The sequence below is a fragment of the Paracoccus liaowanqingii genome (genome assembly GCF_004683865.2).
In the GTDB taxonomy this organism is placed as follows: Bacteria; Pseudomonadota; Alphaproteobacteria; order Rhodobacterales; family Rhodobacteraceae; genus Paracoccus; species Paracoccus liaowanqingii.
The window spans coordinates 1543970-1568598 of record NZ_CP038439.1 but is presented as its reverse complement, the minus strand read 5'-3'; the positions used below and the strand labels follow the sequence as shown (position 1 = coordinate 1568598).

The 24629-nt window shown below is 67.1% G+C and carries 22 protein-coding genes; 10 read left to right on the top strand and 12 right to left on the bottom strand.

Going from position 1 to position 24629, the window contains the following annotated elements:
* Positions 1 to 18: 18 nt before the first annotated feature.
* Together E4191_RS07530 and E4191_RS07525 are read left to right on the top strand one after the other, a co-directional pair.
* Positions 19 to 429, top strand: a complete 411-nt coding sequence (locus E4191_RS07530) for a helix-turn-helix domain-containing protein (protein WP_176562655.1) — start codon at positions 19 to 21, stop codon at positions 427 to 429.
* 88 nt (positions 430 to 517) lie between these two features.
* Complete coding sequence (locus E4191_RS07525) at positions 518 to 727, top strand: hypothetical protein (protein WP_139615466.1); 210 nt, start codon at positions 518 to 520, stop codon at positions 725 to 727.
* A 119-nt stretch (positions 728 to 846) separates the two neighbouring features.
* Here E4191_RS07525 and E4191_RS07520 read toward each other — a convergent pair whose 3' ends face one another.
* Together E4191_RS07520 and E4191_RS07515 are read right to left on the bottom strand one after the other, a co-directional pair.
* Positions 847 to 1440, bottom strand: coding sequence for a sulfotransferase family 2 domain-containing protein (locus E4191_RS07520; protein ID WP_135312862.1), 594 nt, complete (start codon positions 1438 to 1440; stop codon positions 847 to 849).
* A gap of 99 nt (positions 1441 to 1539) precedes the next feature.
* Positions 1540 to 2460 carry a hypothetical protein gene (locus E4191_RS07515; protein WP_135312861.1) on the bottom strand — a complete coding sequence of 307 codons (921 nt, stop codon included), beginning with the start codon at positions 2458 to 2460 and terminating at the stop codon, positions 1540 to 1542.
* 501 nt (positions 2461 to 2961) lie between these two features.
* Here E4191_RS07515 and E4191_RS07510 point away from each other — a divergent pair.
* Together E4191_RS07510 and E4191_RS07505 are read left to right on the top strand one after the other, a co-directional pair.
* Entirely contained in the window at positions 2962 to 4119 is a 1158-nt protein-coding gene (locus tag E4191_RS07510) for an efflux RND transporter periplasmic adaptor subunit (RefSeq protein WP_176562654.1), read from the top strand.
* A gap of 25 nt (positions 4120 to 4144) precedes the next feature.
* The gene (locus E4191_RS07505; RefSeq protein ID WP_135312859.1) at positions 4145 to 7273 is read left to right on the top strand and encodes an efflux RND transporter permease subunit; all 3129 of its coding nucleotides are present in this window, start codon (positions 4145 to 4147) and stop codon (positions 7271 to 7273) included.
* A gap of 49 nt (positions 7274 to 7322) precedes the next feature.
* Here E4191_RS07505 and E4191_RS07500 read toward each other — a convergent pair whose 3' ends face one another.
* The 7 genes from E4191_RS07500 to E4191_RS07470 all read right to left on the bottom strand — a co-directional run bounded on the left by E4191_RS07500 (position 7323) and on the right by E4191_RS07470 (position 14999).
* On the bottom strand, positions 7323 to 8306 hold the full coding sequence (locus E4191_RS07500; protein WP_176562653.1) for an ABC transporter substrate-binding protein: 984 nt from the start codon (positions 8304 to 8306) through the stop codon (positions 7323 to 7325).
* 38 nt (positions 8307 to 8344) lie between these two features.
* Positions 8345 to 9178 (bottom strand): ABC transporter permease, encoded by an 834-nt coding sequence (locus tag E4191_RS07495; RefSeq protein WP_135312858.1) that lies wholly within the window; start codon positions 9176 to 9178, stop codon positions 8345 to 8347.
* Positions 9175 to 10044, bottom strand: a complete 870-nt coding sequence (locus E4191_RS07490) for an ABC transporter permease (RefSeq protein WP_135312857.1) — start codon at positions 10042 to 10044, stop codon at positions 9175 to 9177. The genes E4191_RS07495 and E4191_RS07490 overlap by 4 nt, the downstream gene beginning before the upstream one ends.
* Entirely contained in the window at positions 10037 to 10810 is a 774-nt protein-coding gene (locus tag E4191_RS07485) for an ABC transporter ATP-binding protein (RefSeq protein WP_135312856.1), read from the bottom strand. Before E4191_RS07485 ends, E4191_RS07490 begins: the two co-directional genes overlap by 8 nt.
* Position 10811: 1 nt before the next feature.
* The gene (gene hydA / locus E4191_RS07480; protein ID WP_135312855.1) at positions 10812 to 12263 is read right to left on the bottom strand and encodes a dihydropyrimidinase; all 1452 of its coding nucleotides are present in this window, start codon (positions 12261 to 12263) and stop codon (positions 10812 to 10814) included.
* Positions 12264 to 12340: 77 nt separating this feature from the next.
* Positions 12341 to 13606: a Zn-dependent hydrolase gene (locus tag E4191_RS07475; RefSeq protein WP_135312854.1), complete on the bottom strand. Its 1266-nt coding sequence runs from the start codon at positions 13604 to 13606 to the stop codon at positions 12341 to 12343.
* Positions 13607 to 13673: 67 nt separating this feature from the next.
* The gene (locus E4191_RS07470) at positions 13674 to 14999 is read right to left on the bottom strand and encodes an aspartate aminotransferase family protein (protein ID WP_135312853.1); all 1326 of its coding nucleotides are present in this window, start codon (positions 14997 to 14999) and stop codon (positions 13674 to 13676) included.
* 164 nt (positions 15000 to 15163) lie between these two features.
* Here E4191_RS07470 and E4191_RS07465 point away from each other — a divergent pair, with 164 nt between their 5' ends.
* On the top strand, positions 15164 to 15757 hold the full coding sequence (locus E4191_RS07465) for a TetR family transcriptional regulator C-terminal domain-containing protein (protein ID WP_228461642.1): 594 nt from the start codon (positions 15164 to 15166) through the stop codon (positions 15755 to 15757).
* Here the strand turns inward: E4191_RS07465 and E4191_RS07460 are convergent.
* Both E4191_RS07460 and E4191_RS07455 read right to left on the bottom strand, forming a co-directional pair.
* A complete protein-coding gene (locus tag E4191_RS07460; RefSeq protein ID WP_135312851.1) occupies positions 15754 to 16344 on the bottom strand; it encodes a TetR/AcrR family transcriptional regulator in 591 nt (196 codons plus the stop codon). The two genes, E4191_RS07465 and E4191_RS07460, sit on opposite strands and share 4 nt — an antisense overlap.
* A gap of 150 nt (positions 16345 to 16494) precedes the next feature.
* The gene (locus E4191_RS07455; protein WP_135312850.1) at positions 16495 to 17058 is read right to left on the bottom strand and encodes a YcbK family protein; all 564 of its coding nucleotides are present in this window, start codon (positions 17056 to 17058) and stop codon (positions 16495 to 16497) included.
* A gap of 302 nt (positions 17059 to 17360) precedes the next feature.
* Between E4191_RS07455 and E4191_RS07450 the strand changes: the two genes are divergently transcribed.
* From E4191_RS07450 to E4191_RS07435, 4 genes are all read left to right on the top strand, one after another.
* Entirely contained in the window at positions 17361 to 19004 is a 1644-nt protein-coding gene (locus tag E4191_RS07450; RefSeq protein WP_228461640.1) for a L,D-transpeptidase family protein, read from the top strand.
* A gap of 55 nt (positions 19005 to 19059) precedes the next feature.
* Positions 19060 to 20160 carry a UDP-3-O-(3-hydroxymyristoyl)glucosamine N-acyltransferase gene (locus E4191_RS07445; protein WP_135312849.1) on the top strand — a complete coding sequence of 367 codons (1101 nt, stop codon included), beginning with the start codon at positions 19060 to 19062 and terminating at the stop codon, positions 20158 to 20160.
* Between the two features lie 12 nt (positions 20161 to 20172).
* Positions 20173 to 20439, top strand: a complete 267-nt coding sequence (locus tag E4191_RS07440) for an acyl carrier protein (protein WP_135312848.1) — start codon at positions 20173 to 20175, stop codon at positions 20437 to 20439.
* A 101-nt stretch (positions 20440 to 20540) separates the two neighbouring features.
* Positions 20541 to 21749, top strand: a complete 1209-nt coding sequence (locus tag E4191_RS07435) for a beta-ketoacyl-[acyl-carrier-protein] synthase family protein (protein ID WP_135314373.1) — start codon at positions 20541 to 20543, stop codon at positions 21747 to 21749.
* Between the two features lie 75 nt (positions 21750 to 21824).
* On the opposite strand, the gene E4191_RS07430 is transcribed toward E4191_RS07435, so the two are convergent.
* On the bottom strand, positions 21825 to 22610 hold the full coding sequence (locus tag E4191_RS07430) for an invasion associated locus B family protein (protein WP_228461638.1): 786 nt from the start codon (positions 22608 to 22610) through the stop codon (positions 21825 to 21827).
* 468 nt (positions 22611 to 23078) lie between these two features.
* Here E4191_RS07430 and E4191_RS07425 point away from each other — a divergent pair, with 468 nt between their 5' ends.
* Positions 23079 to 24629: a helicase HerA-like domain-containing protein gene (locus E4191_RS07425; RefSeq protein ID WP_135312847.1), complete on the top strand. Its 1551-nt coding sequence runs from the start codon at positions 23079 to 23081 to the stop codon at positions 24627 to 24629.

The window sequence follows — 24629 nt, the reverse complement described above, 5'->3', positions numbered from 1 at the left end:
GCCATGGCCCCCGAGGACATGACCGAGGCGCAGCTTCGCAAGCACTACCGCGACCTGCTGCGCGCCAAGCCGTCACCGGTTAAGACGCTGCGAAACGCGATCCAGGATATGCGCCCACTGGACGCGTTGGAATACGTGCTGGCGATCTATGAGGATGTGGCCGGGGGTGAAGACGAGGTGGCAGAGGCATCTCGCGCGCACAAGCTCACAGCAGCGCAGGCGGCGGTGTTTGTGCTGCTCCGGCGGCACCTGGGCGAAGTGGTATCGCTGGAGGCGCTGGCGGCCATTCAGGAAGCCGCCCGCCCCAATCAAGAGGCGTGCGGCAGTGATGTGACCCGGGCGCGGATGACTGAACTGAGGAAGCGCCTGGCGGGCCGGTACCGGATCGAGAACGTGCGCGGGGCAGGGTATGTGCTGCAGGAGGCTTAGGAGCTGCTGATCTGATGTGGCAGGTCACAGCGTACCGCCCCTTGCTGATACGTTCCCTATCCGTTCTAACGGGCGAAAAGGAGCACCTATGCGCATCCATGAGCCATACTTCCCGCCAGACCGCGCCCTGTTCATCATCTGGTGCAACCCTCGGTTCGGGCAACGGCACTCTATCGCGGCGGGAACGTTCGAGGCGGTGCATGCTGCTTGGGAGGCGGTGCAGGACCATTATCCGAATGACCGGCTGACCTGGCAGCAGGGCGCGCGGATCTTGCAGGAGAGAGGGCCGCCACTATAATCGGCTATTTTGTACCTGACCGGGTAAATGATCCAAGGTGGTCGGGCGTTCCTAGGCGCCTAATACGACAGGGGACCATCTGCGCCCGAGTCGTCATAAGCCGATCCGAATTTTACAAATCACCGTGCCGACTCATAAAGCTCAAATTCTCTGGGCCTCTCCTTTTCAAGTAGTTGAATGTCGGACGGATGTATGACTTTTACTATCTCCGGTGACTTGTTAAGAACTTTGTTGGGTGAAACATTAACTCCAATTTTACTTGATAAAAATCGGTTTGCTTCATCCTGATTGCCATACTTAAATAGATTATCTACAACAAAGGGAGCCTCGTTAGAAGTTACCAGGGTGCTCTGAGTGCCGATTTTCGCAAATTCTGGAGGGTTGGGAGTTAGGTATTCTCTAATAAATGTTGAAAAATCAATATTTGCGGTTGAAGACGGCCTGTTCGCAATTCCCGGACGGGCTCGATAAGAGTACCAGCTCCACAGCCAGTCAGCCGGATGCCGAATGAAAGCAAAGTATTCAAACTTGGTTTCTTGATTTGCAATTAACGGAAGGACTTTCTTGGTGAACTTTCTCACACCCATATGCTTCAGATTCTGTGGGTGCTTAAATACGATATCGGCATTACCTTGCAAATGATCAATATAGCTGTGCGTCCCTGTTTTTGGAACTGAAAGCATTACTAATTCTTGGCGTATAAATACCATCATGGGATATATCCTTAGTTCAAAGAGAGGCAAGGATAAGGCTTTGCCTACCGTTTTATCAAAATTGTGCGAACCGGTTTACTTTGTCGCCCACCTTGCCATCTAGCAGTTCTCGCAATTGCGAAACCATGGTTTCGACATTTCCCGGACTGCGCCAGCTAACCTCAAGTCGCTCTCTCGGGTTAACACGACTGCGTCGAGTGCAGCCAAAAGGCAAGCCAGTGACCGTGCCCGAACATGAGGTTCGGCGCTTTCATATCGCCGCGCGACGTTTCCGATCATGATGTTGTTGGTAGGCTCAATCGTCGCAAACACACTAAAGAAGGCCAAGCGGAGAAGCCATCCATCTTCAGCGTGCCGCGCCAGCTGGCGATAGACTGAGATGAAAGCATCCGGCAAAGCCTCGTTTGCGATCGGCAGGGTTTGGGTTTTTACGTGGGTGGGCAAACCGAGGACCGCTTGAAACTCAGCCAGCATCGCCGGGCCCATTTCAGCAGTTACGGTTCGGTCGGCGCCCGTTTCGGCCTGCATCACAGACGACATGGTGGGCAAGTCGATCATCTGACGTACCGCCTTGTCGTTCTTGAACTCCTCAAAATCGGGCACATCCAAAATCTTCCCACGCGCCACGGGATTGATGATGCGTTGCTTCCATAGGGACGCGAGCCAACGTTCAGGATCGCGGCGCACCATGAACAGCGTGATGTCGAAATCCGAGAGGATAGTCCTGAAGGCATGCCATGTCTGCGCCGCGAGCAGGCTCCGGTTCACCATGACACCTTCACAGGACAAGATCAGAGTGTGCGCGTTGCCGGCCTGGAACAGCTGGATTTCATCTTCCAGCCGGCTCAAATCGCCTTGCTTCAACGCCTTCATTAACCATTGATGTTTCGGATCATGGGGCGTGTCCACTGTGGCGTAGTGGATCCCATTTTCTGCCAGTACACCGCGATTTTCATAGCACCAAGACTGTAACGCGGAGGTCGCAGTCTTTGGTGGCCCGGGATGTAGGATCAGGCGCACGTGCTATCTTTCGTCACAATTAACAACTCTTCCAAAAATCATCGAAACTACGTTCGCCACAAGGCTGGATGTATCCATCATTGATCAATGCTGGCTGCCATACCGCAGTGCTGGGGCCACATCGCATCTCGCTCACGACGGGAACAGCGTGTCCAGTAGGAATATTGGGCAACAGAGGCAGCGCGCATTCGGAGTTCTAGGAGCTGCCCAACGACTATTCGTTCCACGGTTCACCGAACCCGCATCACCGTGTCTAGGTATGTATTGTTGGACTTTCTGGTTCAACTTTTGTTGCTCCATTTGAAGGATTACAGTAAGTTGGCGAGGGGGCTCGTAGTTTACACCGGGCCGGTCGGCAGTTCGAATCTGTCACGGGCCACCATCATGTGACCGCGCCGGACGCCATGCCGCAACCGGCACGGTTGACCTGCCGCAGCGCAGCAATCATCTATGGACCAACTCCGGGACCGGCCCGGATCCGAACCCACCGTCAGGATGAGAATGGCGCGCATACTGTCCTCCTCGACCTTCGTCTTTCTGGCGATCCTGGGCTTTCTGGCCTTCTGGATCGGCGGCGGCATGCTGAACCGCCAGCCCCCCGAGGAGGCAGCCCCCCTCGAGGTGCCCGTTCCCAATGTCGCGGCCAGCCTCAGCACCGCCGAGGTGATCCGCCCCCGCACGGTGCTGTTCGGCAATGTCGTGCCCGACCAGACCTCGATCCTGCGCGCCCGCACCGCCGGCATCGTCGAGGAGGTCGTGCGCCAGGGCCATCAGGCGCAGGCGGGGGACCAGCTGGCGCTGCTGTCGGCCGACGATCGCGAGGCCGGGGTGGCCCGGGCCGAGGCCGCCGTCGGATCGGCCGAGCGCGACTACGAGGCCGCGCGCCAGCTGCGCGAGCGGGGCGTCACCTCGGAGGCCGAGGTGCAGTCGCGCTTCGCCCAGCTGGAATCGGCCCGCGCCGACCTGCGCGCGGCCGAGCTGGAACTGCAGAACACCCGGCTGCCCGCGCCGATCACCGGCACCGTCAGCAATGTGCTGGCCGATCTGGGCAGCTTCGTCGATGCCGGGGGCGAGGTGCTGGAGATCGTGCGCAACGATCCCCTGATCGCCGAGGTCGAGGTGCGCCAGACCGAGATCACCTCGATCCACCTGGACCAGCGCGCCGACGTCACCTTCCAGGGCGGGCGCCAGACCGAGGGGCGCGTGCGCTTCATCGCCCCCGTCGCCACCGCCGAGACGCGCACCTTCCGCGTCGAGGTCGAGATCCCCAATCCCGGCAACGAGATCCCCGCAGGCCTCAGCGCCCAGATCTCTCTGCCGATGGACGAGATCCGGGCCCATCGCCTGTCCCCGGCGCTGATCCGTCTGGACGATGCCGGCCGCATCGGGCTGTTCACCGTGGCCGAGGACGGCATCACGCTGGAGTTCCATCCCATCGACATCGTGCAGGCCCGCGCCGAGGCGATCTGGGTCACCGGGCTGGACGAGACCGCGCGGGTCGTCACCATCTCGCAGGGCGCGCTGATCGACGGCCAGCAGGCCCGCATCTCGGAGACGCCCGAGGCGTTCCGGGGCGTGCTGGGCGGGGGAGAGCTGCCGCAGGTCCCCGATGCCGCCGCCCCGGACGATGCCGCGGCGCTGCTGGGGGCGATCGAATGACGCCCCGCGGCGCGGGATCCGCCCGATGAACGGGATCATCGCCGCCGGATTCTCGCGGGCACGGACGGTCATCCTGATCATGGTGGCGCTGATCGGCGCCGGGGCGATGGCCTATGTGACCATCCCCAAGGAATCGATGCCCGAGGTCGACATCCCGATCTTCATCGTCAACGTCACCTATAGCGGCGTCAGCGCCGAGGATGCGGCGACCCTGCTGGCCGAACCCATCGAGCGGCAGGTGAACGCGCTGGACGGGCTGCGCCGGATGGAGACGGTGGCCAGCGAGGGCTTCGCCTCGGTCACGCTGGAATTCGAGCCGGGCTTCGATCAGGACAGCGCGCTGCAATCGGTCAAGGACGCGGTGGACGATGCCAGCCCCGACATCCCGGCCGAGGCCGACGGTCCCTTCGTGCGCGAAATCGACATGGCGACCTTTCCGATCCTGACGGTGGCCCTGTCCGGCCAGGTGCCCGAGCGCGAGCTGATCCGCCTCGGCCGCGCGCTGAGCGACCGGATCGAGACGGTGAGCGGCGTGCTGCAGGCCGACCTGACCGGCGAGCGCGAGGACCAGCTGGAGATCCTGATCGACCCGCTGGCGCTGGAGACCTACGGCATCTCTCCGGGCGAGCTGTCGCAGGCGGTGCGCGCCAACAACCAGCTGATCGCGGCGGGGTCCTTCGACACCGGGGCCGGGCGGCTTGGCGTGTCGATCCCCGGCACCGTCGTGCAGCTGGACGAGATGATGTCGATCCCGGTGCTGGTGGACGGCGCCACCGTTCTGCGCGTGCAGGATCTGGCCGAGGTGCGCCAGACCTTCAAGGACCCGACCAGCTTCGCCCGCATCGACGGGCGCCCGGCGCTGGCCATCGACGTGCGCAAGTCGGCGGGCGCCAACATCATCGACACGGTCGAGGCGGTGCGGGCCATCGTCGACAAGACCCGCGCCGACTGGCCCGACCAGGTCGATGTGGTCTTCATGAACGACCAGTCGCAGGAGATGCGCGACCTGCTGTCGGACCTGCAGAACAACGTGATCGCCGCCGTGGTGCTGGTCATGCTGGTCACCGTCCTGTTCCTGGGCGTGCGCGCGTCCCTGCTGGTGGCGGTGGCGATCCCGGGATCCTTCCTGGGCGGCATCCTGATCATCTGGGCGCTCGGCTACACGATGAACGTGATCGTCCTCTTTGCGCTGATCCTGGTGGTGGGGATGCTGGTCGACGGCGCCATCGTCGTCGTCGAGCTTGGCGAGCGCTTCATCGCGCAGGGCCATTCCAAGAAGCGCGCCTTCCGCATGGCCGCGCAGCGGATGGCCTGGCCCATCATCTCGTCCACCGCGACCACGCTGGCGGTGTTCTTCCCGCTGCTGTTCTGGCCGGGCCTGGCGGGGCAGTTCATGTTCTACCTGCCCGCCACGATGATCGCCACGCTGCTGATGTCGCTGCTGATGGCGCTGATCTTCGTGCCGGTCATGGGCAGCGTGCTGGGGGGCGGGCAGGACCTGCCGCCCGAACCGCGCCCCGAGGACCCGCCCTCGGCCTTCGAGCGGTTCTCGGGCTGGACCATCGCCCGGCCGGGCGCGACGCTCGGGCTCTCGATCCTGGGGGTGCTGGTCGTGGCTTGGGCCTACAGCCTGCTGGGCCGGGGGGTCGAGTTCTTCCCCGAGACGGATTCCGAACGCGCGCAGGTGCAGGTGACCGCCAACGGCAACCTGTCGGTCATGGAAAGCGACCAGCTGGTGCGGCTGATCGAACAGCGCTTGTTGGGCTTCCAGGGGGTCGAGCGCGTCTATGCCCGCACCATCGGCTCGGTCGAGGAGCGCGTGCGCTCCAGCCTGTCCAGCGACGTGATCGGCCAGATCCAGGTCGAATTCACCGACTGGCGCAGCCGCGACGGGTCGGACGTGGTGATCGAACGGATGCGCGCCGCCACGACCGAGGTGCCGGGCCTGGGCATCCAGATCGAGGCCGCGGCCTCGGGCCCCGCCGCCGCGCGCCCGGTGCAGATCGAGGTATCGGCCACGACCCGCGCCAGCCTGCAGCAGGCCGCCGGCATCGTGCAGCGCCTGATGGAGGAGCAGGGCAGCTTCGTCGACATCGCCAACGACACGCCCCGCCCGAACCCCGAGATCCGCCTGATCGTCGACCGCGAGGAATCGGCGCGCTACGGCGTGGACATGGACACGATCGGCACCGCCGTGCAGCTTCTGACCACCGGCGTGAACCTGGGCACCTACCTGCCCGATTTCGCGGATGACGAGGTCGACATCGCCCTGCGCTATCCCCCCGAGCAGCGCAACTTCGAGAACCTGGCGGCGCTGCGCGTGGCCAGCCCCGTCTCGGGCGCGCAGGTGCCCATCGCCAATGTCGTGCAGATCCTGCCCGCCCCGGCCCCCGCCGCGATCACCCGCGTCGGTGCGCGCGAGACGCAGACCCTGACCGCCGACCTGGCCCCGGGCGCCACCCTGCAGGCCGAACTGGACCGCATCGGCGCCGCCATCGCCCAGGCCGACCTGCCCGAAGACGCCGATATCGCCTTCGGCGGCGAGATCGAGGACCAGGAAGAGGCGATGACCTTCCTGATGGGCGCCTTCGTCGCGGCGATCTTTCTGATGTTCACGATCCTGCTGATCCAGATGAACAGCTTCTTCCAGGCCTTCCTAGTGCTGACCGCGATCGTCTTTTCCATCGCCGGGGTGTTTCTGGGCCTGATGGTCCGGCAGGAGGCGTTCTCGATCGTGATGAGCGGCATCGGCATCATGGCCCTGGCGGGCGTGGTGGTGAACAACAACATCGTGCTGATCGACGCCTATAACGAGCATCGCGACGCGGGGCTGGGCCCCGACGAGGCCGCCCGCCGCGCGGCGGGCGAGCGCTTCCGCCCGGTGCTGCTGACGGCGGGCACGACGGTGATCGGGCTGGTGCCGATGGTCTTCGGCATGACCATCGACTTCGTGGGCCGCGACCTGTTCTTCGGGGCGCCCTCGGGGCAGTTCTGGATCCAGCTGTCCACCGGCATCGCGGGCGGACTTGTGGTGGCCACCGCCATCACGCTGCTGCTGACGCCGACGCTGCTGGCCTGGGACGGCCGCCGCCGCCTGCGCCGCGCCGAGAAGCGGGGCCGCCCCGCCTCTGTCGCAGCGCAGCCCGCGGAATGACCAAGGGCCGCCCCGGGGGGCGGCCCTTCTCCGTGTCGCGAAGGATGGATCAGTCGAAGGCGCGGTCCGTGATGGTCGACACCCACGCCCCCTCGGGCGCGGCCTCGATCACCGGGTCCGACCCGCCCGCCAGCAGGATGTCGACCGTGCGCTGGTAATCGGCCTCGATCAGCGTCCCGTCCGAGCCTTCCAGCAGCTTGGCGATCTCGGTCATCATGCGGGTCTGATGCTCGATGGTCTGGGCGCCGGTCTCGTCGTTCTCCATGACGATCTCGGCGGCCTCCTCGGGGTTCTCGGCGGCGTATTGCCAGCCGCGCATGCTGGCGCGCACGAAGCCCACCAGATCGGTGACCTTCTCGGGATCCTCCAGCGTGCCTTCCAGCACATAAAGCCCGTCCTCCAGCGTGGCCACGCCCTGATCCTCGTACTTGAAGGTGATCAGGTCGTCCTCGGTCAGGCCCGCATCGATCACCTGCCAGTATTCGTTATAGGTCATGGTGCTGATGCAGGCGGCCTGCTTCTGCAGCAGGGGATCGACGTTGAAGCCCTGCTTGAGGACGGTCACGCCCTCCTCGCCGCCCTCGGTCGACAGGCCGAGCGTGTTCATCCAGGACAGGAACGGGTATTCGTTGCCCGCGAACCAGACGCCCAAGGTCTTGCCCGCGAAATCGGTCGCCGGGTCGGTGATGCCCGTCTCGGCCAGGCAGGTCAGCATCATGCCCGAGGCCTTGAAGGGCTGGGCGATGTTGACCAGCGGCAGGCCCTTCTCGCGCGCGGCCAGGGCGGCGGGCATCCATTCGACGATCACATCCGCACCGCCCCCCGCCAGCACCTGCGTGGGCGCGATGTCGGGTCCGCCGGGCAGGATGGTCAGGTTGACGCCCTCTTCCTCGTAGAACCCCTGGTCCAGCGCGACGTAATAGCCCGCGAACTGCGCCTGCGTCACCCATTTCAGCTGCAGCGTCAGATCGCCCGCCTGCGCGGCCCCGGCCATCAGCGCAAGGGCCGCGGCCCCGGTCATCAGTCGTTTCATTCCCTGTCTCTCCTGTTGATGGGGCCGGTCGGCCCCGATTAGCGGCGCTGCGAGGGGTGCCAGAATGTCACCTTCTTTTCGAGCGCCGCGACAAGTCCGTAGAACAGCGTGCCCGCAAGGGCTGCCACGACAATCTCGGCCCAGACCAGCGGCAGGTCCAGCCGCCCCACGGCGGTCGAGATGCGAAACCCCATGCCGCGCGTCGGGCTGCCGAAGAACTCGGCAACGATGGCGCCGATCAGCGCCAGCGTCGTGGTGATCTTGAGCCCGTTGAACAGGAAGGGCATCGCGGCGGGCAGCCGCAGCTTCCACAGGCTCGCGCCATAGGGTGCGGCCCAGCTGGCCATCAGGTCGCGCTGCATCGCATCGGTGGCGCGCAGCCCCGCGACCATGTTCACGAGGATCGGAAAGAACACCATCACCACGACCACGGCGGCCTTCGACTGCCAGTCGAAGCCGAACCACATGACCAGGATCGGCGCGATGCCGACGATGGGCAGGGCGGCCACGAAGTTGCCGATGGGCAGCAGCCCGCGCTGCAGGAAGGGGCTGCGGTCGATGGCGATGGCCGTCAGGATCGCCGCACCCGCGCCGATCAACCAGCCGGTCAGCGCGCCCTTCAGGATCGTCTGCACGAAATCCGTCCAGAGGATCGACCCGTTGGCCGCGAAGCTGGCGGCGATCTGGCTGGGCGCGGGCAGGATCACCGTGGGGATGGCATAGATCCGCACGATCATCTCCCACAGGGCGATGATCGTCGCCCCGAAGATCACCGCCACCAGCGTCCGCGAGGCGCGCGTGTCGAAGCGCGACAGCCAGATGTTGACAGCCCAGCCCCCCAGCCAGACCCCGATGATGGGCAGCGCGCTCATGCCGCCAGCCCCATGCGGGCCAGCACGCGGCGCTCGATCAGCCCGATCAGCGCGACCAGCAGCCCCGCCAGGATCGCGGCCATGAACAATGCCGACCAGATCTGCACGGTCTGGCCGTAATAGCTGCCCGACAGCAGCCGCGCGCCCAGGCCCGCCGTGGCGCCCGAGGGCAGCTCGGCCACGATCGTGCCCACCAAGGCGGCGGCGATGGCGACCTTGAGGCTGGCGAACAGATAGGGCAGGGACGAGGGCAGCCGCAGCCGCGCCAGCACCTGCGGGCGCCCTGCGCTCCAGGATCGCATCAGGTCCATCTGCATGGCATCGGGCGTGCGCAGCCCCTTGACCATGCCGACCAGCACCGGAAAGAAGGACAGCCAGGCCGCGATGATCGCCTTGGGCAGCAGGCCCGTGACCCCCGCGCTGGCCATGACCACGATGACCATGGGCGCGATGGCCAGGATGGGCACGGTCTGGCTGGCCACGGCCCAGGGCATCACGGACTGGTCCATGCTGCGGCTGTGCACGATCCCCACCGCCAGCAGGATGCCCGCCGCCGTGCCGATGGCAAAGCCCGCCAGCGTCGCCGACAGCGTCACCCAGGCATGCCAGACCAGCGACCGGCGCGAGGTGATGGCCTGGCCCGCCACCCCCTCCCACAGCCCCACCGCCACCTGATGCGGCGCGGGCAGGACGGGCCGGTCCTGCGTCAGGGTCAGCGGGATCAGCTGCGACCACGTCACCTCCGTCCCGGCGCGGGCGGCCTGATCCCGCTCCCATGTCGCGTTCATGCGGATCGCGCCCAGATACCAGACGGCCACGATCACCAGCAGCACGGTCAGGATCGGGACCAGATCGGCTCTACGCATCGCCATGCCCCTCGCGCAGCCCCTCGCGGACCTCATGGGCCAGTGCGATGAATTCAGGCGTCTCGCGGATCTCCAGCGGGCGGTCCGGGGGCAGGGGGCTGTCGATGATGCGGGTGATCCGCCCCGGACGCGGCGACATGACGACGATCTTGGTGGACAGATACACCGCCTCGGGGATCGAGTGCGTCACGAAACCGATGGTCTTGCCGGTCTTGCGCCACAGCGTCAGCAACGCCTCGTTCAACCGGTCGCGCACGATCTCGTCCAGCGCGCCGAAGGGCTCGTCCATCAGCAGGATGTCGGCGTCGAAAGCCAGGGCCCGGGCGATGCTGGCGCGCTGCTGCATGCCGCCCGACAGCTGCCACGGGAACTTGGCGCCAAAGCCCGACAGCTCGACAAGGTCCATGACCCGGGCGATCCGCTCGGCCCGCTCAGCCTTGGAAAATCCCATGATCTCCAAGGGAAGCGAGATATTCCCCGAAATCGTCCGCCACGGATAAAGCCCCGGCGCCTGAAAGACATAGCCGTAGGCCCGCGCCCGCCGCGCCGCATCCGGGTCCATGCCGTTGACGCGCAGGGTGCCGCCGGTCGGCGTCTCCAGCGCCGCGATGGACCGCAGGAAGGTCGTCTTGCCGCAGCCCGAGGGTCCGATGAAGCTGACGAATTCGCCGGGCGCCACCGACAGGTCGACATCCTTCAGCGCATGGACCGGCCCGTCGGCGGTCTGGAAGGTCAGGCAGACGCCAGAGGCCTCGATCACCGCCATCTCAGACGCCGCTGGCCGGAATGCCCGACCGCTGGACGGGGCGGGGCGCGGTCAGCTCCTTCCACGCCGACAGGGCGCGGTTCACCTGGCCCCGGGGCGCGCGGGCCACAAATTCGCCATGCCCCTCGCGGCTGTCCACCACCCCCTCGGTCACCGCCACGACGCCGCGCGTCAGGGTGAAGCGCGGCAGGCCCTTCACCGTCTGCCCCTCGAAGACGTTGTAATCGATGGCCGATTGCTGCGCACCCGCGGTGATGGTCTTTTCCGCCTCAGGGTCCCAGACCACCAGATCGGCATCCGATCCGACCAGCACCGCGCCCTTCCTGGGATACATCCCCAGGATCTTGGCCGCATTGGTCGAGGTCGCCGCGACGAACTCGTTCGGCGTCAGCCGCCCCGTGCCGACCCCATGGGTCCACAGCATCGGCATGCGATCCTCCAAGCCTCCGGTGCCATTGGGGATCTTGGTGAAATCCCCCAGGCCGGTGCGCTTTTGCGCGGTGGTGAAGGCGCAATGATCGGTCGCCACCACCGACAGGCTGCCCGACTGCAGCCCGGCCCACAGGCTGGCCTGATGCGACTTGTCGCGGAACGGAGGCGACATGACGCGCCGCGCCGCATGATCCCAATCGGGGTGCAGATATTCGCCCTCGTCCAGCGTCAGATGCTGGATCAGCGGCTCGCCCCAGACCCGCTTGCCCGCTGCCCGCGCGCGCCGGATCGCCTCGTGGCTGTCCTCGCAGCTGACATGGACCACATACAGAGGCACGCCGGCCATGTAGGCCACCATGATCGCGCGGTTCGTGGCCTCGCCCTCGACGGCCGGGGGCCGCGAATAGGCATGCGCCTCGGGCCCAGTGTTCCCCTCGGCCAGCAGCCGCGCCGACAATTCAGCCACCACATCGCCGTTCTCGGCATGCACCATGGCGATGCCGCCCAGATCGCCCACCCGGCGGAAGCTGGCGAACAGTTCGTCGTCGTTCACCATCAGGGCGCCCTTGTAGGCCATGAAATGCTTGAAGCTGGTGATCCCGCGATCCACCACCGCCTCCATCTCGTCAAAGACTTGGCTTCCCCACCAGGTCACCGCCATGTGATAGCTGTAATCGCAATGCGCGCGGCCCGACTTGTTGTCCCACATCTGCAGCGCATCCAGCAGCCCCTGCCCGGGCGAGGGCAGGGCGAAGTCCACCACCATCGTCGTCCCGCCCGCCAGCGCCGCCCGCGTGCCGCTTTCGAAATCATCCGCCGAATAGGTGCCCATGAAGGGCATCTCCAGATGCGTATGCGGATCGATCCCGCCCGGCATGATCAGGCAGCCGCCCGCATCCAGAACCTCATCGCCCACCAGCCCCGTCCCGATGGCCGCGATCCGCCCGCCCTCGATCAGCACATCCGCCTGATAGCTCAGATCCGCCGTCACGACGGTGCCGCCCCTGATGACCGTGCTCATCGCCTCATCCCTTCTTCTTCACTCAAATATCCCGCGGGGGGTCCGGGGGGCGCGAAGCCCCCCGGCCATCGTCCGCGTCAGCGGACGATCTCCGCCGCATCCAGCACCGCATGCAGCAGCACCTCGGTTCCGGCCCGTGCCCAGTCCGGGGTGATCTCCTCGGCCTCGTTATGGCTCAGGCCGCCCTTGCAGGGGCACATGATCATCACCGTCGGCGCAACCTGCGCGATCCAGCAGGCATCGTGCCCGGCGCCCGAGACGATATCCATATGGGCATGGCCCAAGCGGTCGGCGGCGGCGCGCAGGCTGTCGGCCAGACCGGGATCGAAGGTCACCGGGTCGAAATGCCCGACCGGCTCGATCTCGATGCCCAGGCCCAGTTCCTCGGCGATCTGGGCCGCCTCGACCTCCAGCCTCTCGCGCATCGAGGTCAGCTTCGCCAGATCCGGAGAGCGGAAGTCGATGCAGAAGACCGCGCGACCGGGGATCACGTTGCGGCTGTTGGGAAAGAGGTTCGCCTGACCCACCGCGCCCACCGCGTCGGGCTGGTGGTCCATGGCGATCCGGTGCACCGCCTCGATGATCCGCGCCATGCCCCGGCCCGCATCGACCCGCATCGCCATGGGCGTGCTGCCGGTATGGGCGTCCTTGCCGGTCAGCGTCACCTGCAGCCACCACAGCCCCTGGCCATGGGTCACGATGCCGATGGGGATGTTCGCGGCCTCCAGGATCGGGCCCTGCTCGATATGCAGCTCGAACATGGCATGGATCCGGCGGTCGCCCGGCGTCTCGGTGCCGCGCCAGCCGATGCGGTCCAGTTCCTCGCCGAAACGCTTGCCCTCGGCATCCGTCCGGCTGTTGGCATAGTCCTCGGTCAGCACGCCCGCGAAGACGCCCGAGGCCAGCATGGCGGGCGCGAAGCGCGCGCCCTCCTCGTTGGTCCAGTTGGTCACCACGATGGGGCGGCGGGTCTGCAGCCCCATGTCGCGGATCGAGCGGATGACCTCCAGCCCGGCCAGCACGCCCAGCACGCCGTCATACTTGCCGCCGGTGGGCTGGGTGTCCAGATGGCTGCCGATATAGACGGGGTCTAGGTCCGGCTCGGTCCCCTCGTGGCGCAGGAACATGCTGCCCATGCGGTCCAGCCCCATGGTCATGCCCGCCTCCTCGCACCAGCGCTGGAACAGGGTGCGGCCCTCGGCATCGGCATCGGTCAGGGTCTGGCGTTTGTTGCCGCCCGCGATGCCCGGCCCGATCGCGGCCATCTGCATCAGGCTGTCCCACAGCCGGTCGCCATCGACCGTCATGTTCGCAGCCGGGGTCACGGCGCTCGTGTCGCTCATGTCTTGTGTCCTTCCTGTCGGACCGCCCCCGTCTGTCGCGGGGGTCGGCTTGATGGGTCCGCCGCCCTCAGGCGGCGGTCTTCAATACGTCGCCAAGCGTGCCGATCAGCTCGTCGATCTGCGCCTCGCCGATGATCAGGGGTGGCGACATGGCGATGATGTCGCCGGTCACGCGGATCAGGATGCCCGCCTCGAAGGCCTTCACGAAGGTGTCGAAGCCGCGCTTGCCGGGATGACCCTCGATGGGGGCCAGCTCGACCGCGCCGATCAGGCCCATGTTGCGGATGTCGATCACATGGGGATGATCGCGCAGCCCGTGGATCGCCTCCTGCCAATAGGTCTCCAGCGAGGCGGCGCGGGTCAGCAGCCCTTCCTCGGCATAGGTGTCCAGCGTGGCGATGGCGGCAGCGCAGCTGATCGGGTTGCCGGAATAGGTATAGCCGTGGAACAGCTCGATGATGTGCTCGGGGCCCTGCATGAAGGCGTCGTGGATCTGGGCGCTGGCCAGCACCGCACCCATCGGGATCACCCCGTTGGTCAGGCCCTTGGCGCAGCAGATCATGTCGGGGACGACCCCGAAATGCTGGGCCGCGAAGGGGCTGCCAAGCCGCCCGAAGCCGGTGATGACCTCGTCGAAGATCAGCAGGATGCCATGCTTGCGGGTGATGTCGCGCAGGCGCTGCAGATAGCCCTTGGGCGGCATCAGCACGCCGGTCGACCCGGCCATCGGCTCGACGATCACGGCGGCGATGGTCTCGGCGCCGTGCAGGGCCACGATGCGCTCCAGCTCGTCGGCCAGATGCAGGCCATGCTCGGGCTGGCCCTTGGTGAAGACGTTCTCGGGCAGATGGGTGTGGGGCATGTGGTCGACCCCCGCCAGCAGCGTGCCGAAATGGCGGCGGTTGTTCACGATCCCGCCGACCGAGATGCCGCCGAAGCCCACCCCGTGATAGCCGCGTTCCCGCCCGATCAGGCGGGTCCGCGCCGCGTCGCCCCGCGCCCGGTGATAGGCCAGCGCGATCTTAAGCGCCGTGTCCACCGCCTCGGACCCGGAATTGGTGTAGAAAACGTGCTCCATGCCGTCGGGCGCGATGTCGACCAGCCGGTTCGCCAGCTCGAAGGCCAGCGGGTGGCCCATCTGGAAGGCGGGGGCATAGTCCAGTTCACCGACCTGCGCCTGCACGGATTCGGTGATCCGGGGGCGGCAATGGCCCGCGTTGCAGCACCACAGGCCCGCCGTGCCGTCCAGCACCTGGCGGTTGTCGGCAGTGGTGTAGTGCATGTCCCGGGACGCGACCAGCATGCGCGGCGCCGACTTGAACTGGCGGTTCGCGGTGAAGGGCATCCAGAAGGCGCGCAGGTCGTTCGGGGCGGGCTTGCGGTCGAGCGGCATCGGGCTATCCTCATGGAATATTGACCAAACGGTCAGGATCAAGCTAGCACGGGTCCGAAGGCAGTCAAGCATCCTGAACGCTGGCTTGGCATTTCGGGGCGATATGCCCAAATTCGGATCATGCCAGATGCGGGGACGTGATGACAGAGGCCAGCGGACCCCAGATGTCCCGGATCCAGCAGAAGAACCGCGACCTGATCCTGCAGGGCGCGCTGCAGGCCTTCTCGACCCATGGGTTGCGCGGGGCGACCATCGACCAGATCGCGCGCGCCGCGGGCCTGTCCAAGCCCAACGTGCTGTACTATTTCGGCTCGAAGGACGAGATCCACAAGGCGCTGCTGACGACCCTTCTGGACATGTGGCTGGCGCCCATGCAGCAGATCGACCCCGAGGGCGAGCCGCTGGTCGAGGTTCTGTCATATGTCCGCGCCAAGATGCTGATGTCGCGCGATTATCCTCGGGAAAGCCGGCTGTTTGCGCATGAGATCCTGCAGGGCGCGCCGCATCTGACCGGGATCCTCGGCGGCGGGTTGCGCGAGATCGTGGACCGCACCGTCGCGGTGCTGGAGCGCTGGATGGCCGAGGGGCGGCTGGCGCGGGTCGAGCCGCGCCACCTGATCTTCTCGATCTGGTCGATGACCCAGCATTACGCCGATTTCGAGACGCAGGTCCGCGCCGTCCTGGGGGCGGGGCGTGATCCGATCGACGAGGGGGCGGCGTTCCTGGACGACCTCTACCGCAAGCTGCTGACGCCCTAGGCGCCGGTCGGCTTGTCCAGCATCTCGGCGGCGGCCAGGATCAGCGACAGGTTCTCATGCGCGGCGGCGATGAAGTCGGGACGCTGCCCCGACACCCAGTCCTTGGTCGCGGCATGGGTCGCGGCGATGATGGCGGCGGCCAGGATCTCGACCATGCGTTCGTCGGTGCCGGGCAGGCGGCGATGCAGCAGCGCGCGCATCTGCGCCCGCCGCGCCAGCATGGCGCTGTTGCGCAGCGCCTCCAGCTTGGGATCCTTGTCCGACAGGGCCAGCAGATGCCCGATCATCTCGCGCTCGCCCAGATAGCGGCTGAGATGCTTTTCGATCAGGGCGCCCAGATCGTCGATCAGCCGGCCCGTGCCCGCCACGAAGGCATCCGAGGCGGCGGGCGGGTAATCGGGCGGCGGGCCCATCAGCGCCGCCTCCTTGTAGGGATAGTAGTTGAAGAAGGTGCGCGTGCTGATCCCGGCATGGCGCGAGATCGCCTCGGTCGTGACGTTGGCCAGCCCGTCGCGCACCGCCAGATCGACCGCGGCCGCCTGAATCCGTTTGGCGGTCTTGTAACGCCGCGTCTCGAAGGGGCTCATGCGGATCCGATCTGTGTGAAATGCAAGGTAACGATGTCAAGGGCTTGAACGGGAGGCAACGAAAAATCATGCGTCAAAACGTCGCATGCGCCGACTGCCGGGGCAGAGGGCGCATGCGAGGATCGATCAGGGGGAGGCGTGGCGCCGGGATCAGCTGCCCCAGGAGCGGACGGGACCGCAATCCATGTGGACGAAGTTCGACCGGCTGTAGCGACCGACCCCGCCCGCGCGGCAGGCGACGGCGGCCTGGTACATCTGGCCGACCGAGCGCGACTTCAGCCGCAGGTCGGCGGCCTTGCCGGTGACGTGCAGCGAGTTCTGCGCGACCCCGCCCGACTGGCGGCGCAGCATGGCGTTGGTGCGGGGCGAGCGATAGCCCGACAGCATCATGTAGGGCTCGTTCGTCTGCATCAGGCGCGACGAGGCGGCGGCCACGTCGATGGTGCGCGGGTCGATGCCGATCACCTCGCCGGTGCGCCAGTCGCGCATGAAGATGTTGATCTCGTTCAGGGCCTCGCGGATGTACTTGCCGTCGACCCAGTAGACCGTGTCGATGCTCTCGCCGGTCCGGCCGTTGTACATCCGCACCCGCCGCATGTCGCCCGCGTTGCCGCGCAGAAAACCGAAGGCATTGGCCATCACCGGAGTTGCCGCAACAGTGGTTGCCGCGAAGACACCAAGAATGCCGCGACGGGAGATAAGGTCCATTGTCATGTCAGATCGCCTGTCCTGCTTCGTTTTTTCAGCCGGCGACATGTCGCGGCTCGTCGTGGTTTATCCCCGACTGGTTAACATTATGTCAAAACATGGTGTGGCATGAAACGGATTCTGCCTACCGGCGGTTGTGAGATGCGCATTTCGGCAAGATTCTGCCGAGCGCGCGGGTTGTTGCAGATGAGGAACCCGGCTGTGTCTTTGCGGCAACGAACGGGTTTCGCAAGCGTGATCAGCATGCTGCGCGATGGCAGGTCTAGGCGGGTTATGGGAAGATCGGGGCAGATATGGAAGGGTCGGGGATGACGGCACGGGGCTTGGCAGGCGTTCTGGCATTGACGATGGGCCTGATTTCGGTCGGGGCCGGGGCGGGCCATGCGCAGGAATCTGCCGGTTCCCTCGGCGTGGCCGCGGCGCCACGTCTGCATTTCTCGGCCGAGCAGATGGCCCTGGCCCTTGCAGTGGCGGAGGACCCCGATCTGGCGACCTTCTACGGCGGCAACCGGCTGCAGCCGGTCTTCCTGGGGGCCGAGGGTACCGCCCGGCGCGAGGCCTTGCGGGCGGCGGTCCAGCGCATGCCGGATCATGGAATCCCCGCCGACCGCTATCCCTTGCCCTCCGCCACGGCCCCGGCCGAGGGGCTGGATGCCGAACTGGCCCATGCGCGCCAGGCGGCCCGGCTGCTGCGCGACCTGACCGGCGGGGTGCTGACCCCCGCCCGTGTCGACCCCGAGATCAAGCGCCCGCCCGGCCCCAGCCAGGTGCCCGCCCTGCTGGCCGCCTTCTTGGCCGCCCCCGATCCGACCGCTGTGCTGGAAGGCGCCGCGCCCGATTTCCCGGAATACCGCGCCCTGCAGGCGGCTCTGCAGGGCGGCGCCGACCTGCGCGTGCCCGCCGATCTGCCGCGCATTCCCGAGGGGCTGTGGCGTCTCGGCAGCACGGGCGCGGGAGTCGCCGCCCTGCGCGCGAACCTGGCCTCGATCGGTTTCGCGGCCCCTGTTGGCAAGCCCGACCGCTATGACTCCGCGCTGGCCGAGGCCGTGGCACGATACCAGCGCGCGGCGGGGCTGCCCGATGACGGCATCGCCGGGCCGCGCACCATCGCCCGGCTGAACGGCGCCGACACCTTGGGTCCCGATGCCTGGCAGCGCGCCATCACCGTCGCGCTGGAGCGGCTGCGCTGGATGGCGTCCGAGGATCTGTCCGCCCGCCATGTCTGGGTGAACATCCCCGAATTCACGACCACCCTCCGCCAGGGCGGGGCCGAGGTCTTTCGCACCCGCAGCGTCATGGGCAAGGACACGCCCGAAATGCGCACGCCCGAGTTCTCGGACGTGATGATCAACGTGGTCGTCAATCCCAGCTGGAACGTGCCACGATCGATCACCGTGCGGGATTATCTGCCCAAGCTGCAGGCCAACCGCCACGCCGTGTCGCATCTGGACGTGCTGGACGGATCGGGCCGGGTGCTGGCGCGAGACGGGATCGACTTCGCGCAGTACAGCGCGGCCACGTTCCCCTTCCGCCTGCGCCAGAAGCCAAGCGACGACAATGCGCTTGGCATCGTCAAGTTCATCTTTCCCAACCGATGGAACATCTACCTGCACGACACGCCCTCCAAGCACCTGTTCGGCAACCGCGTCCGGGCGGATTCGAACGGCTGCATCCGCATCGGCGATCCGGTCGACCTGGCCCATGCGCTGCTGTCGAAGCAGACCGACGATCCGGCGGCGGTCTTCGCCCGCGCGCTGGACAGCGGGCGCGAGACTTGGCTGACGCTGCGCCCGGGCGTGCCGGTGCATCTGGTTTACTTCACTGCCTGGCCGGGACCGGACGGGCAGGTTCGGCTGTTCGACGACATCTATGCCCGCGACGCCCGCATCTGGGCCGCGCTGGAGGCCGAGGGCTTCGGCGCGGGCGGGGATGTGATCGCCGAGGCGCGCTAGGCACTGGAAGCGCCGCGGCAAACAGGCTAAGTCCCTCGCACGAAAGGGGGGCATCATGGCCGTCACGATGGCAGAACTGGCGCAGGCCCTGGATGCCCGGCTGTGGGGCGACGGGTCGATCCGGGTCACCGGTGCCGCCGAGCCCGCCTCTGTCGCGCCGGTCGGACCCGAGGGCGGTCTGCTGGCCATGGCCATGTCCCCGAAATATGCCGACCACCTGCAACCCGGCAGCATCGCCATCCTGGCCGAGGGCATGGCGCCCGAGGCCTACGGGCTGGTGGCCGCGATCTTCGCGCCGCGCCCGCGGCTGGTCATGGCCGGGCTGACCCGGGCCTTCGACCAGGGCCCCGACATTGCGCCGGGCATCCATCCGACGGCGGTCATCGACGCCACCGCCCGGATCGGCGAGAGCGCGGCCATCGGTCCCTTCGTCGTCATCGGCGCGGGCGTGACTTTGGGCGAGGGCGCCCGGATCGGCGCGCATGTCAGCATCGACCGCAACGCCCGGATCGGCGCGCTGGCCCTGATCCATCCCGGCGTGCGCATCGGCCATGACGTGATCGCGGGCGACCGGCTGATCGTGCAGCCCGGCGCGGTCATTGGCGGCGACGGGTTCTCTTTCGTCACCCCCGAGGAATCGGGCATCGAGGAGATCCGCCGCACCTTGGGCAGCCGGGCGCAGGTCAAGGCGCAGCACTGGACGCGTATCCACTCGATCGGCGCGGTCGAACTGGGCGACGACGTCGAGATCGGCGCCAACACCACCATCGACCGGGGCACCATCCGCGCCACGCGCATCGGATCGGGCACTAAGATCGACAACCTGGTGCAGGTGGCCCATAACGTCGTCGTCGGGCAGGACTGCCTGATCTGCAGCCAGGTGGGCATTGCGGGATCGTCGCGCTTGGGCGACCGGGTGGTGCTGGCGGGACAGGTCGGCGTGAACGACAACATCACCATCGGCGACGACGTGATCGCGGGAGGATCGACCAAGATCTTCACCCGGGTTCCCGCGGGCCGGGTCATCCTGGGCAATCCGGCGGTCAAGATGGAAACCCAGCTGGAGATCCAGAAGGCCGTGCGGCGCCTGCCGCGCGTCGCGGAACAGTTGTCCAAGCTTCAGGAAACCGTGACACGCCTGTTGGAAAAGGGCTGAACAGGAGGCGACATGACAGACCATATCAGACAGCGCATCCGCGCGATCATCGCGGAACAGGCCATGCTGGAGCCCGATCAGGTCACCGACGAGGCGACCCCGCAGGACCTGGGCATCGACAGCCTCGGCCTGGTCGAATCGATCTTCGCCATCGAGGAGGAGTTCGACATCTCGGTTCCCTTCAACGCGAACGAGCCCGAGAAGTCCGAATTCGACATCTCGAACATGGGCACGATCATCGCGGCGGTCGAGCGGCTGGTGGCGGACAAGGCCGGATGACCACGACCCCGACGCAAAGCCCCCCTGACGAGGCGCTGATCGACGCCGGACGCGCCGCCCCGGCGGTGCAGCCGGCCGGCGATCTGTCCGGGCGCGGCGGGCTGCGGCGCGTGGTCATCACCGGCGCGGGCACGATCAACGCGCTCGGCCATGACGTCGCCTCGACGATGCAGGCCTTCCGCGAGGGACGCTGCGGCATCACCCAGCTGGAGTTCCGCGACGTCGAACGCCTGTCGATCCAGATCGGCGGGCAGGTCCATGACTGGACGCCCGAGACCTATTTCAACCGCCAGCAGATCCTGCTCTATGACAAGTTCACCCAGTTCACCCTGCTGGCCGCCAAGCAGGCGGTCGAGCAGTCGGGCCTGCATTTCCAGGGCGCGCTCGGGCTGCGCTCGGGCGTCGTGCTGGGCACGGCGGGCGGCGGGCTGAACACCTGGGACGAGAACTACCGCGCCGTCTATGAAGAGGGGAAGAACCGCGTCCATCCCTTCGTGGTCCCGAAACTGATGAACAATGCCGCCGCCTCCCATGTCAGCATGGAGTTCGGGCTGCGCGGCCCGGCCTTCACGGTCGCGACCGCCTGTGCCAGTTCCAACCACGCGATGGGCCTGGCCTTCCAGATGGTGCGGTCGGGCGCCTCCGACGTGATGCTGTCGGGCGGGTCCGAGGCGATGCTGTGCTTCGGCGGCGTCAAGGCCTGGGAGGGCCTGCGGGTCATGTCCAAGGATGCCTGCCGCCCCTTCAGCGCCAACCGCAACGGCATGGTGCAGGGCGAGGGCGCGGGCGTCTTCGTCTTCGAGGAATACGAACATGCCCGCGCGCGCGGTGCCGAGATCCTGGCCGAGGTGGTGGGATTCGCCATGTCCTCGGACGCGCAGGACATTGTCATGCCCTCGGCCCAGGGGGCGGAACGCGCGATCACCGGGGCGATGGTCGATGCGGGCCTGAACCGCGAGGATATCGGCTATATCAACGCGCATGGCACCGGCACGGCGGCCAATGACAAGACCGAATGCGCGGCGGTGGCCCATGCCTTCGGCCATCACGCCGACCGGCTGATGATCAGTTCCACCAAGTCGATGCATGGCCATCTGATCGGCGGCACCGGCGCGGTCGAGCTGCTGGCCTGCATCATGGCACTGCGCGACGGGGTGATCGCGCCGACCATCGGCTACCAGGAACCCGACCCCGAATGCGCGCTGGACGTGGTGCCCAACGAGGCGCGCGAGGCCCGTGTCGATGCGGTCCTGTCCAACGCCTTCGCCTTCGGCGGGCTGAACGCCGTCATCGCGCTGCGCCGCGCCTGATCCTGACCCCGACATGACAACGCCGCGCCCCTTGCAGGGCGCGGCGTTCGGTTTCGGTCCGTCGGACGGCCGGGATCACTCGGCCGGGGCGTCTTCCGCGGGGGTTTCTTCCGCGGGTGCGGCCGGGGCCGGCTCGGCGGCATAGGCGGTCAGCTCGTCGAAGGCGGCGGTGAAGCCTGCCAGCGACATGGACAGCTGCACGGGCTCGGCCGGATCGCCGCCGAAGGGCAGCAGCTGCACGTTGGCGATGCGTCCGCCCTTCATGCCCGCCAGTTCCTCAGGCGTGAAGCCAAGCCGCGAGACGCAGCCGACCGGTGCGCAGAAGCTGAACGGATAGCCGCGCATCTCGCCCGCATCGACCTGGAAGCCCAGGCCCTCGATCAGGTCGGTCTCCAGCGGGGCGACCAGCGTCGCGCCGGCGGCCACGTTGCCGTTGGACAGGGGCACCAGGGTCAGTTCGGCCACGGCGTTGTCATCGGCATCGGTCAGCAGCTTGTACATCTCGCAGGGGTCCTTGCCCTGGCCTGCGCGGATGCAGCGGATGGTCCAGTCGCCATGCTCGGACTTGGCATAATAGGTGCCCGGGCCCTCGGGATCGGGCGCGGCGCCCGTCGCCGCGCCGTCGGCGGCCTGTTCCGAGGGGGTCGGCGTCGCAGTACTTGGCGCCGGGTCGGCGGGGGCATCGGCCGGGGCCTCGGTCGTGGTCGGGGCTTCGGCCGGGGTGGCGGGCGCCTCGGCCGGGGCTTCCGTGGCGGGCGTGTCGGTGGCGGGCGCGGTCGGGCTGGCGGCATCCTGGGCGAATGCCGGGCCGGCGATCAGCGCCAGGGCCGCCAGCAGCGCCTGCGAGGATTTGATGGACATGGATCTTTCTTCCTTTTGCTCAACGCATTGTGGCCGATCTAGCACGGTCGCGAAACCTTGTCAGGCCCCCGGCATCCCGTGCGTTGTCACCTTGGCTTGAGCCGGCGCCGGCAGCCCGCCGCTGCGCGGGGTTTCGCCGAAGGGTCCGCGCGGCCCGGAAATGCGAAAGGCCGCGGTTCTCACCACGGCCCCCGACGCGTTGCGTAAGTCTCCCTGCCGGACTGGCCGGTCATCATTGCAGCGGACAGTAGTCGCGCCGCCGTGATCCGTCAACCGGCAAGAAAAAGTTCCCCGGGATCGTGAAAAAAGGCCGCGCCCGGGGGCGCGGCCAGTCCAACAGGGAGGTTCGTCCGACGTCACGACAAGCGATCCGGACAAGTTCACCTTGCCATGCAAGCGTTAAGATAGTCTTTTCGGGGCGCGCGTTGCCTGGTGCGCGGTGCATTTTTTTCCCGGAAGGAGCAGTCGATGGCCATGGTCCTTGATCCCGAGGCGGGTCACATCCTCGTCGGCGGCGCGGGCGCCGGTCATGCCACGCCCGAGACGCTGCTGCTGCGGCTGGCCAACCGCCACGGCCTGATCGCCGGGGCCACCGGCACCGGCAAGACCGTGACCCTGCAGACCCTGGCCGAAAGCCTGTCGCTGGCGGGCGTGCCGGTCTTTCTGTCGGACGTGAAGGGCGATCTGGCGGGGCTGGCGGGGGCGGGCTCGGACCAGGGCGCGCTGCACGGGGCGTTCCAGGCGCGGGCCGCGAAGATCGGAGTCGACTTCGACTATCAGGCCTTCCCGGTGACCTTCTGGGATGTCTGGGGCGCGCAGGGCCATCCGGTCCGCACCACGCCGGCCGAGATGGGGCCGCTGCTGCTGTCGCGCCTGCTGGGCCTGACCGCCGTGCAGGAGGGGGTGATGACCATCGCCTTCCGCCTGGCCGACGAGCAGGGCCTGCCGCTCTTGGACCTGAAGGACCTGCAGGCGATGCTGGTCTGGGTCGGCCAAAACGCGCGCGATCTGTCGCTGCGCTACGGCAATGTGGGCACCTCCAGCGTGGGCGCGATCCAGCGCGCGCTGTTGGTGCTGGAGGGCGAGGGCGGCGACCGCCTGTTCGGGGAGCCGGCACTGGATCTGGCCGACCTGCTGCGGCAGGACGACCGGGGCCGGGGCGTCATCAACATCCTGGCCGCCGACCGGCTGATGTCGTCGCCCCGGCTCTACGCGACCTTCCTGCTGTGGCTCTTGTCCGAGCTGTTCGAACAGCTGCCCGAGGTCGGTGATCCCGACCGCCCGCGCCTGGCCTTTTTCTTCGACGAGGCGCATCTGCTGTTCGACGACGCCCCCAAGGCGCTGGTCGACAAAATCGAGCAGGTGGCGCGGCTGATCCGCTCCAAGGGCGTCAGCATCTGGTTCGTCAGCCAGTCCCCCGCCGACATTCCCGAGGATGTGCTGGGCCAGCTGGGCAACCGAGTCCAGCACGGGCTGCGGGCCTTTACCGCCAAGGACCAAGCGGCCCTGCGGGCGGCGGCGCAGAACTATCGCACGAACCCGGATATCGACATCGCCGAGGCGATCCAGACGGTCGGCACGGGCGAGGCGGTGACCTCGTTCCTGCAGGCCAAGGGCGAGCCGGGAATGGCGCAGCACACGCTGATCCGACCGCCCTTCAGCCAGCTGGGGCCAATCGCGGACGAGGAGCGCGCGGCGATCGTGGCGGCCTCGCCCCTGGGGGCCCAGTACGGCACGACGCTGGACCGCCAGTCCGCGCACGAGATGCTGGCGCAGCGCACCGCCGCTGCGGCGGTGGCCGAGGACGACGGCGATCTGTTCGAGATGCCCGCAACCGGCGCGGGCCGGGGCCGTCCCTACCCGGCCCCCGAGGCACCGGCCAAGCCCGCCCCGCGCGGGCGGTCCGACAGCATCGCGCAGACCTTCGGCAAGAGCCTGGCGCGGCAGCTGGGCACCCGGACCGGGCAGGCACTGGTCCGGGGCGTGCTGGGATCCCTCTTGGGCACGCGCCGGCGCTGA

Excerpts from the sequence above, each read along its gene's own strand:
- E4191_RS07530 (WP_176562655.1), top strand. The coding sequence starts at position 19 with ATGACCGAGGCGCAGCTTCGCAAGCACTACCGCGACCTGCTGCGCGCC.
- E4191_RS07525 (WP_139615466.1), top strand. The coding sequence starts at position 518 with ATGCGCATCCATGAGCCATACTTCCCGCCAGACCGCGCCCTGTTCATC.
- E4191_RS07520 (WP_135312862.1), bottom strand. The coding sequence starts at position 1,440 with ATGATGGTATTTATACGCCAAGAATTAGTAATGCTTTCAGTTCCAAAA.
- E4191_RS07510 (WP_176562654.1), top strand. The coding sequence starts at position 2,962 with ATGGCGCGCATACTGTCCTCCTCGACCTTCGTCTTTCTGGCGATCCTG.
- E4191_RS07505 (WP_135312859.1), top strand. The coding sequence starts at position 4,145 with ATGAACGGGATCATCGCCGCCGGATTCTCGCGGGCACGGACGGTCATC.
- E4191_RS07500 (WP_176562653.1), bottom strand. The coding sequence starts at position 8,306 with ATGAAACGACTGATGACCGGGGCCGCGGCCCTTGCGCTGATGGCCGGG.
- E4191_RS07495 (WP_135312858.1), bottom strand. The coding sequence starts at position 9,178 with ATGAGCGCGCTGCCCATCATCGGGGTCTGGCTGGGGGGCTGGGCTGTC.
- E4191_RS07490 (WP_135312857.1), bottom strand. The coding sequence starts at position 10,044 with ATGCGTAGAGCCGATCTGGTCCCGATCCTGACCGTGCTGCTGGTGATC.
- E4191_RS07485 (WP_135312856.1), bottom strand. The coding sequence starts at position 10,810 with ATGGCGGTGATCGAGGCCTCTGGCGTCTGCCTGACCTTCCAGACCGCC.
- hydA (WP_135312855.1), bottom strand. The coding sequence starts at position 12,263 with ATGAGCACGGTCATCAGGGGCGGCACCGTCGTGACGGCGGATCTGAGC.
- E4191_RS07475 (WP_135312854.1), bottom strand. The coding sequence starts at position 13,606 with ATGAGCGACACGAGCGCCGTGACCCCGGCTGCGAACATGACGGTCGAT.
- E4191_RS07470 (WP_135312853.1), bottom strand. The coding sequence starts at position 14,999 with ATGCCGCTCGACCGCAAGCCCGCCCCGAACGACCTGCGCGCCTTCTGG.
- E4191_RS07465 (WP_228461642.1), top strand. The coding sequence starts at position 15,164 with ATGTCCCGGATCCAGCAGAAGAACCGCGACCTGATCCTGCAGGGCGCG.
- E4191_RS07460 (WP_135312851.1), bottom strand. The coding sequence starts at position 16,344 with ATGAGCCCCTTCGAGACGCGGCGTTACAAGACCGCCAAACGGATTCAG.
- E4191_RS07455 (WP_135312850.1), bottom strand. The coding sequence starts at position 17,058 with ATGACAATGGACCTTATCTCCCGTCGCGGCATTCTTGGTGTCTTCGCG.
- E4191_RS07450 (WP_228461640.1), top strand. The coding sequence starts at position 17,361 with ATGACGGCACGGGGCTTGGCAGGCGTTCTGGCATTGACGATGGGCCTG.
- E4191_RS07445 (WP_135312849.1), top strand. The coding sequence starts at position 19,060 with ATGGCCGTCACGATGGCAGAACTGGCGCAGGCCCTGGATGCCCGGCTG.
- E4191_RS07440 (WP_135312848.1), top strand. The coding sequence starts at position 20,173 with ATGACAGACCATATCAGACAGCGCATCCGCGCGATCATCGCGGAACAG.
- E4191_RS07430 (WP_228461638.1), bottom strand. The coding sequence starts at position 22,610 with ATGTCCATCAAATCCTCGCAGGCGCTGCTGGCGGCCCTGGCGCTGATC.
- E4191_RS07425 (WP_135312847.1), top strand. The coding sequence starts at position 23,079 with ATGGCCATGGTCCTTGATCCCGAGGCGGGTCACATCCTCGTCGGCGGC.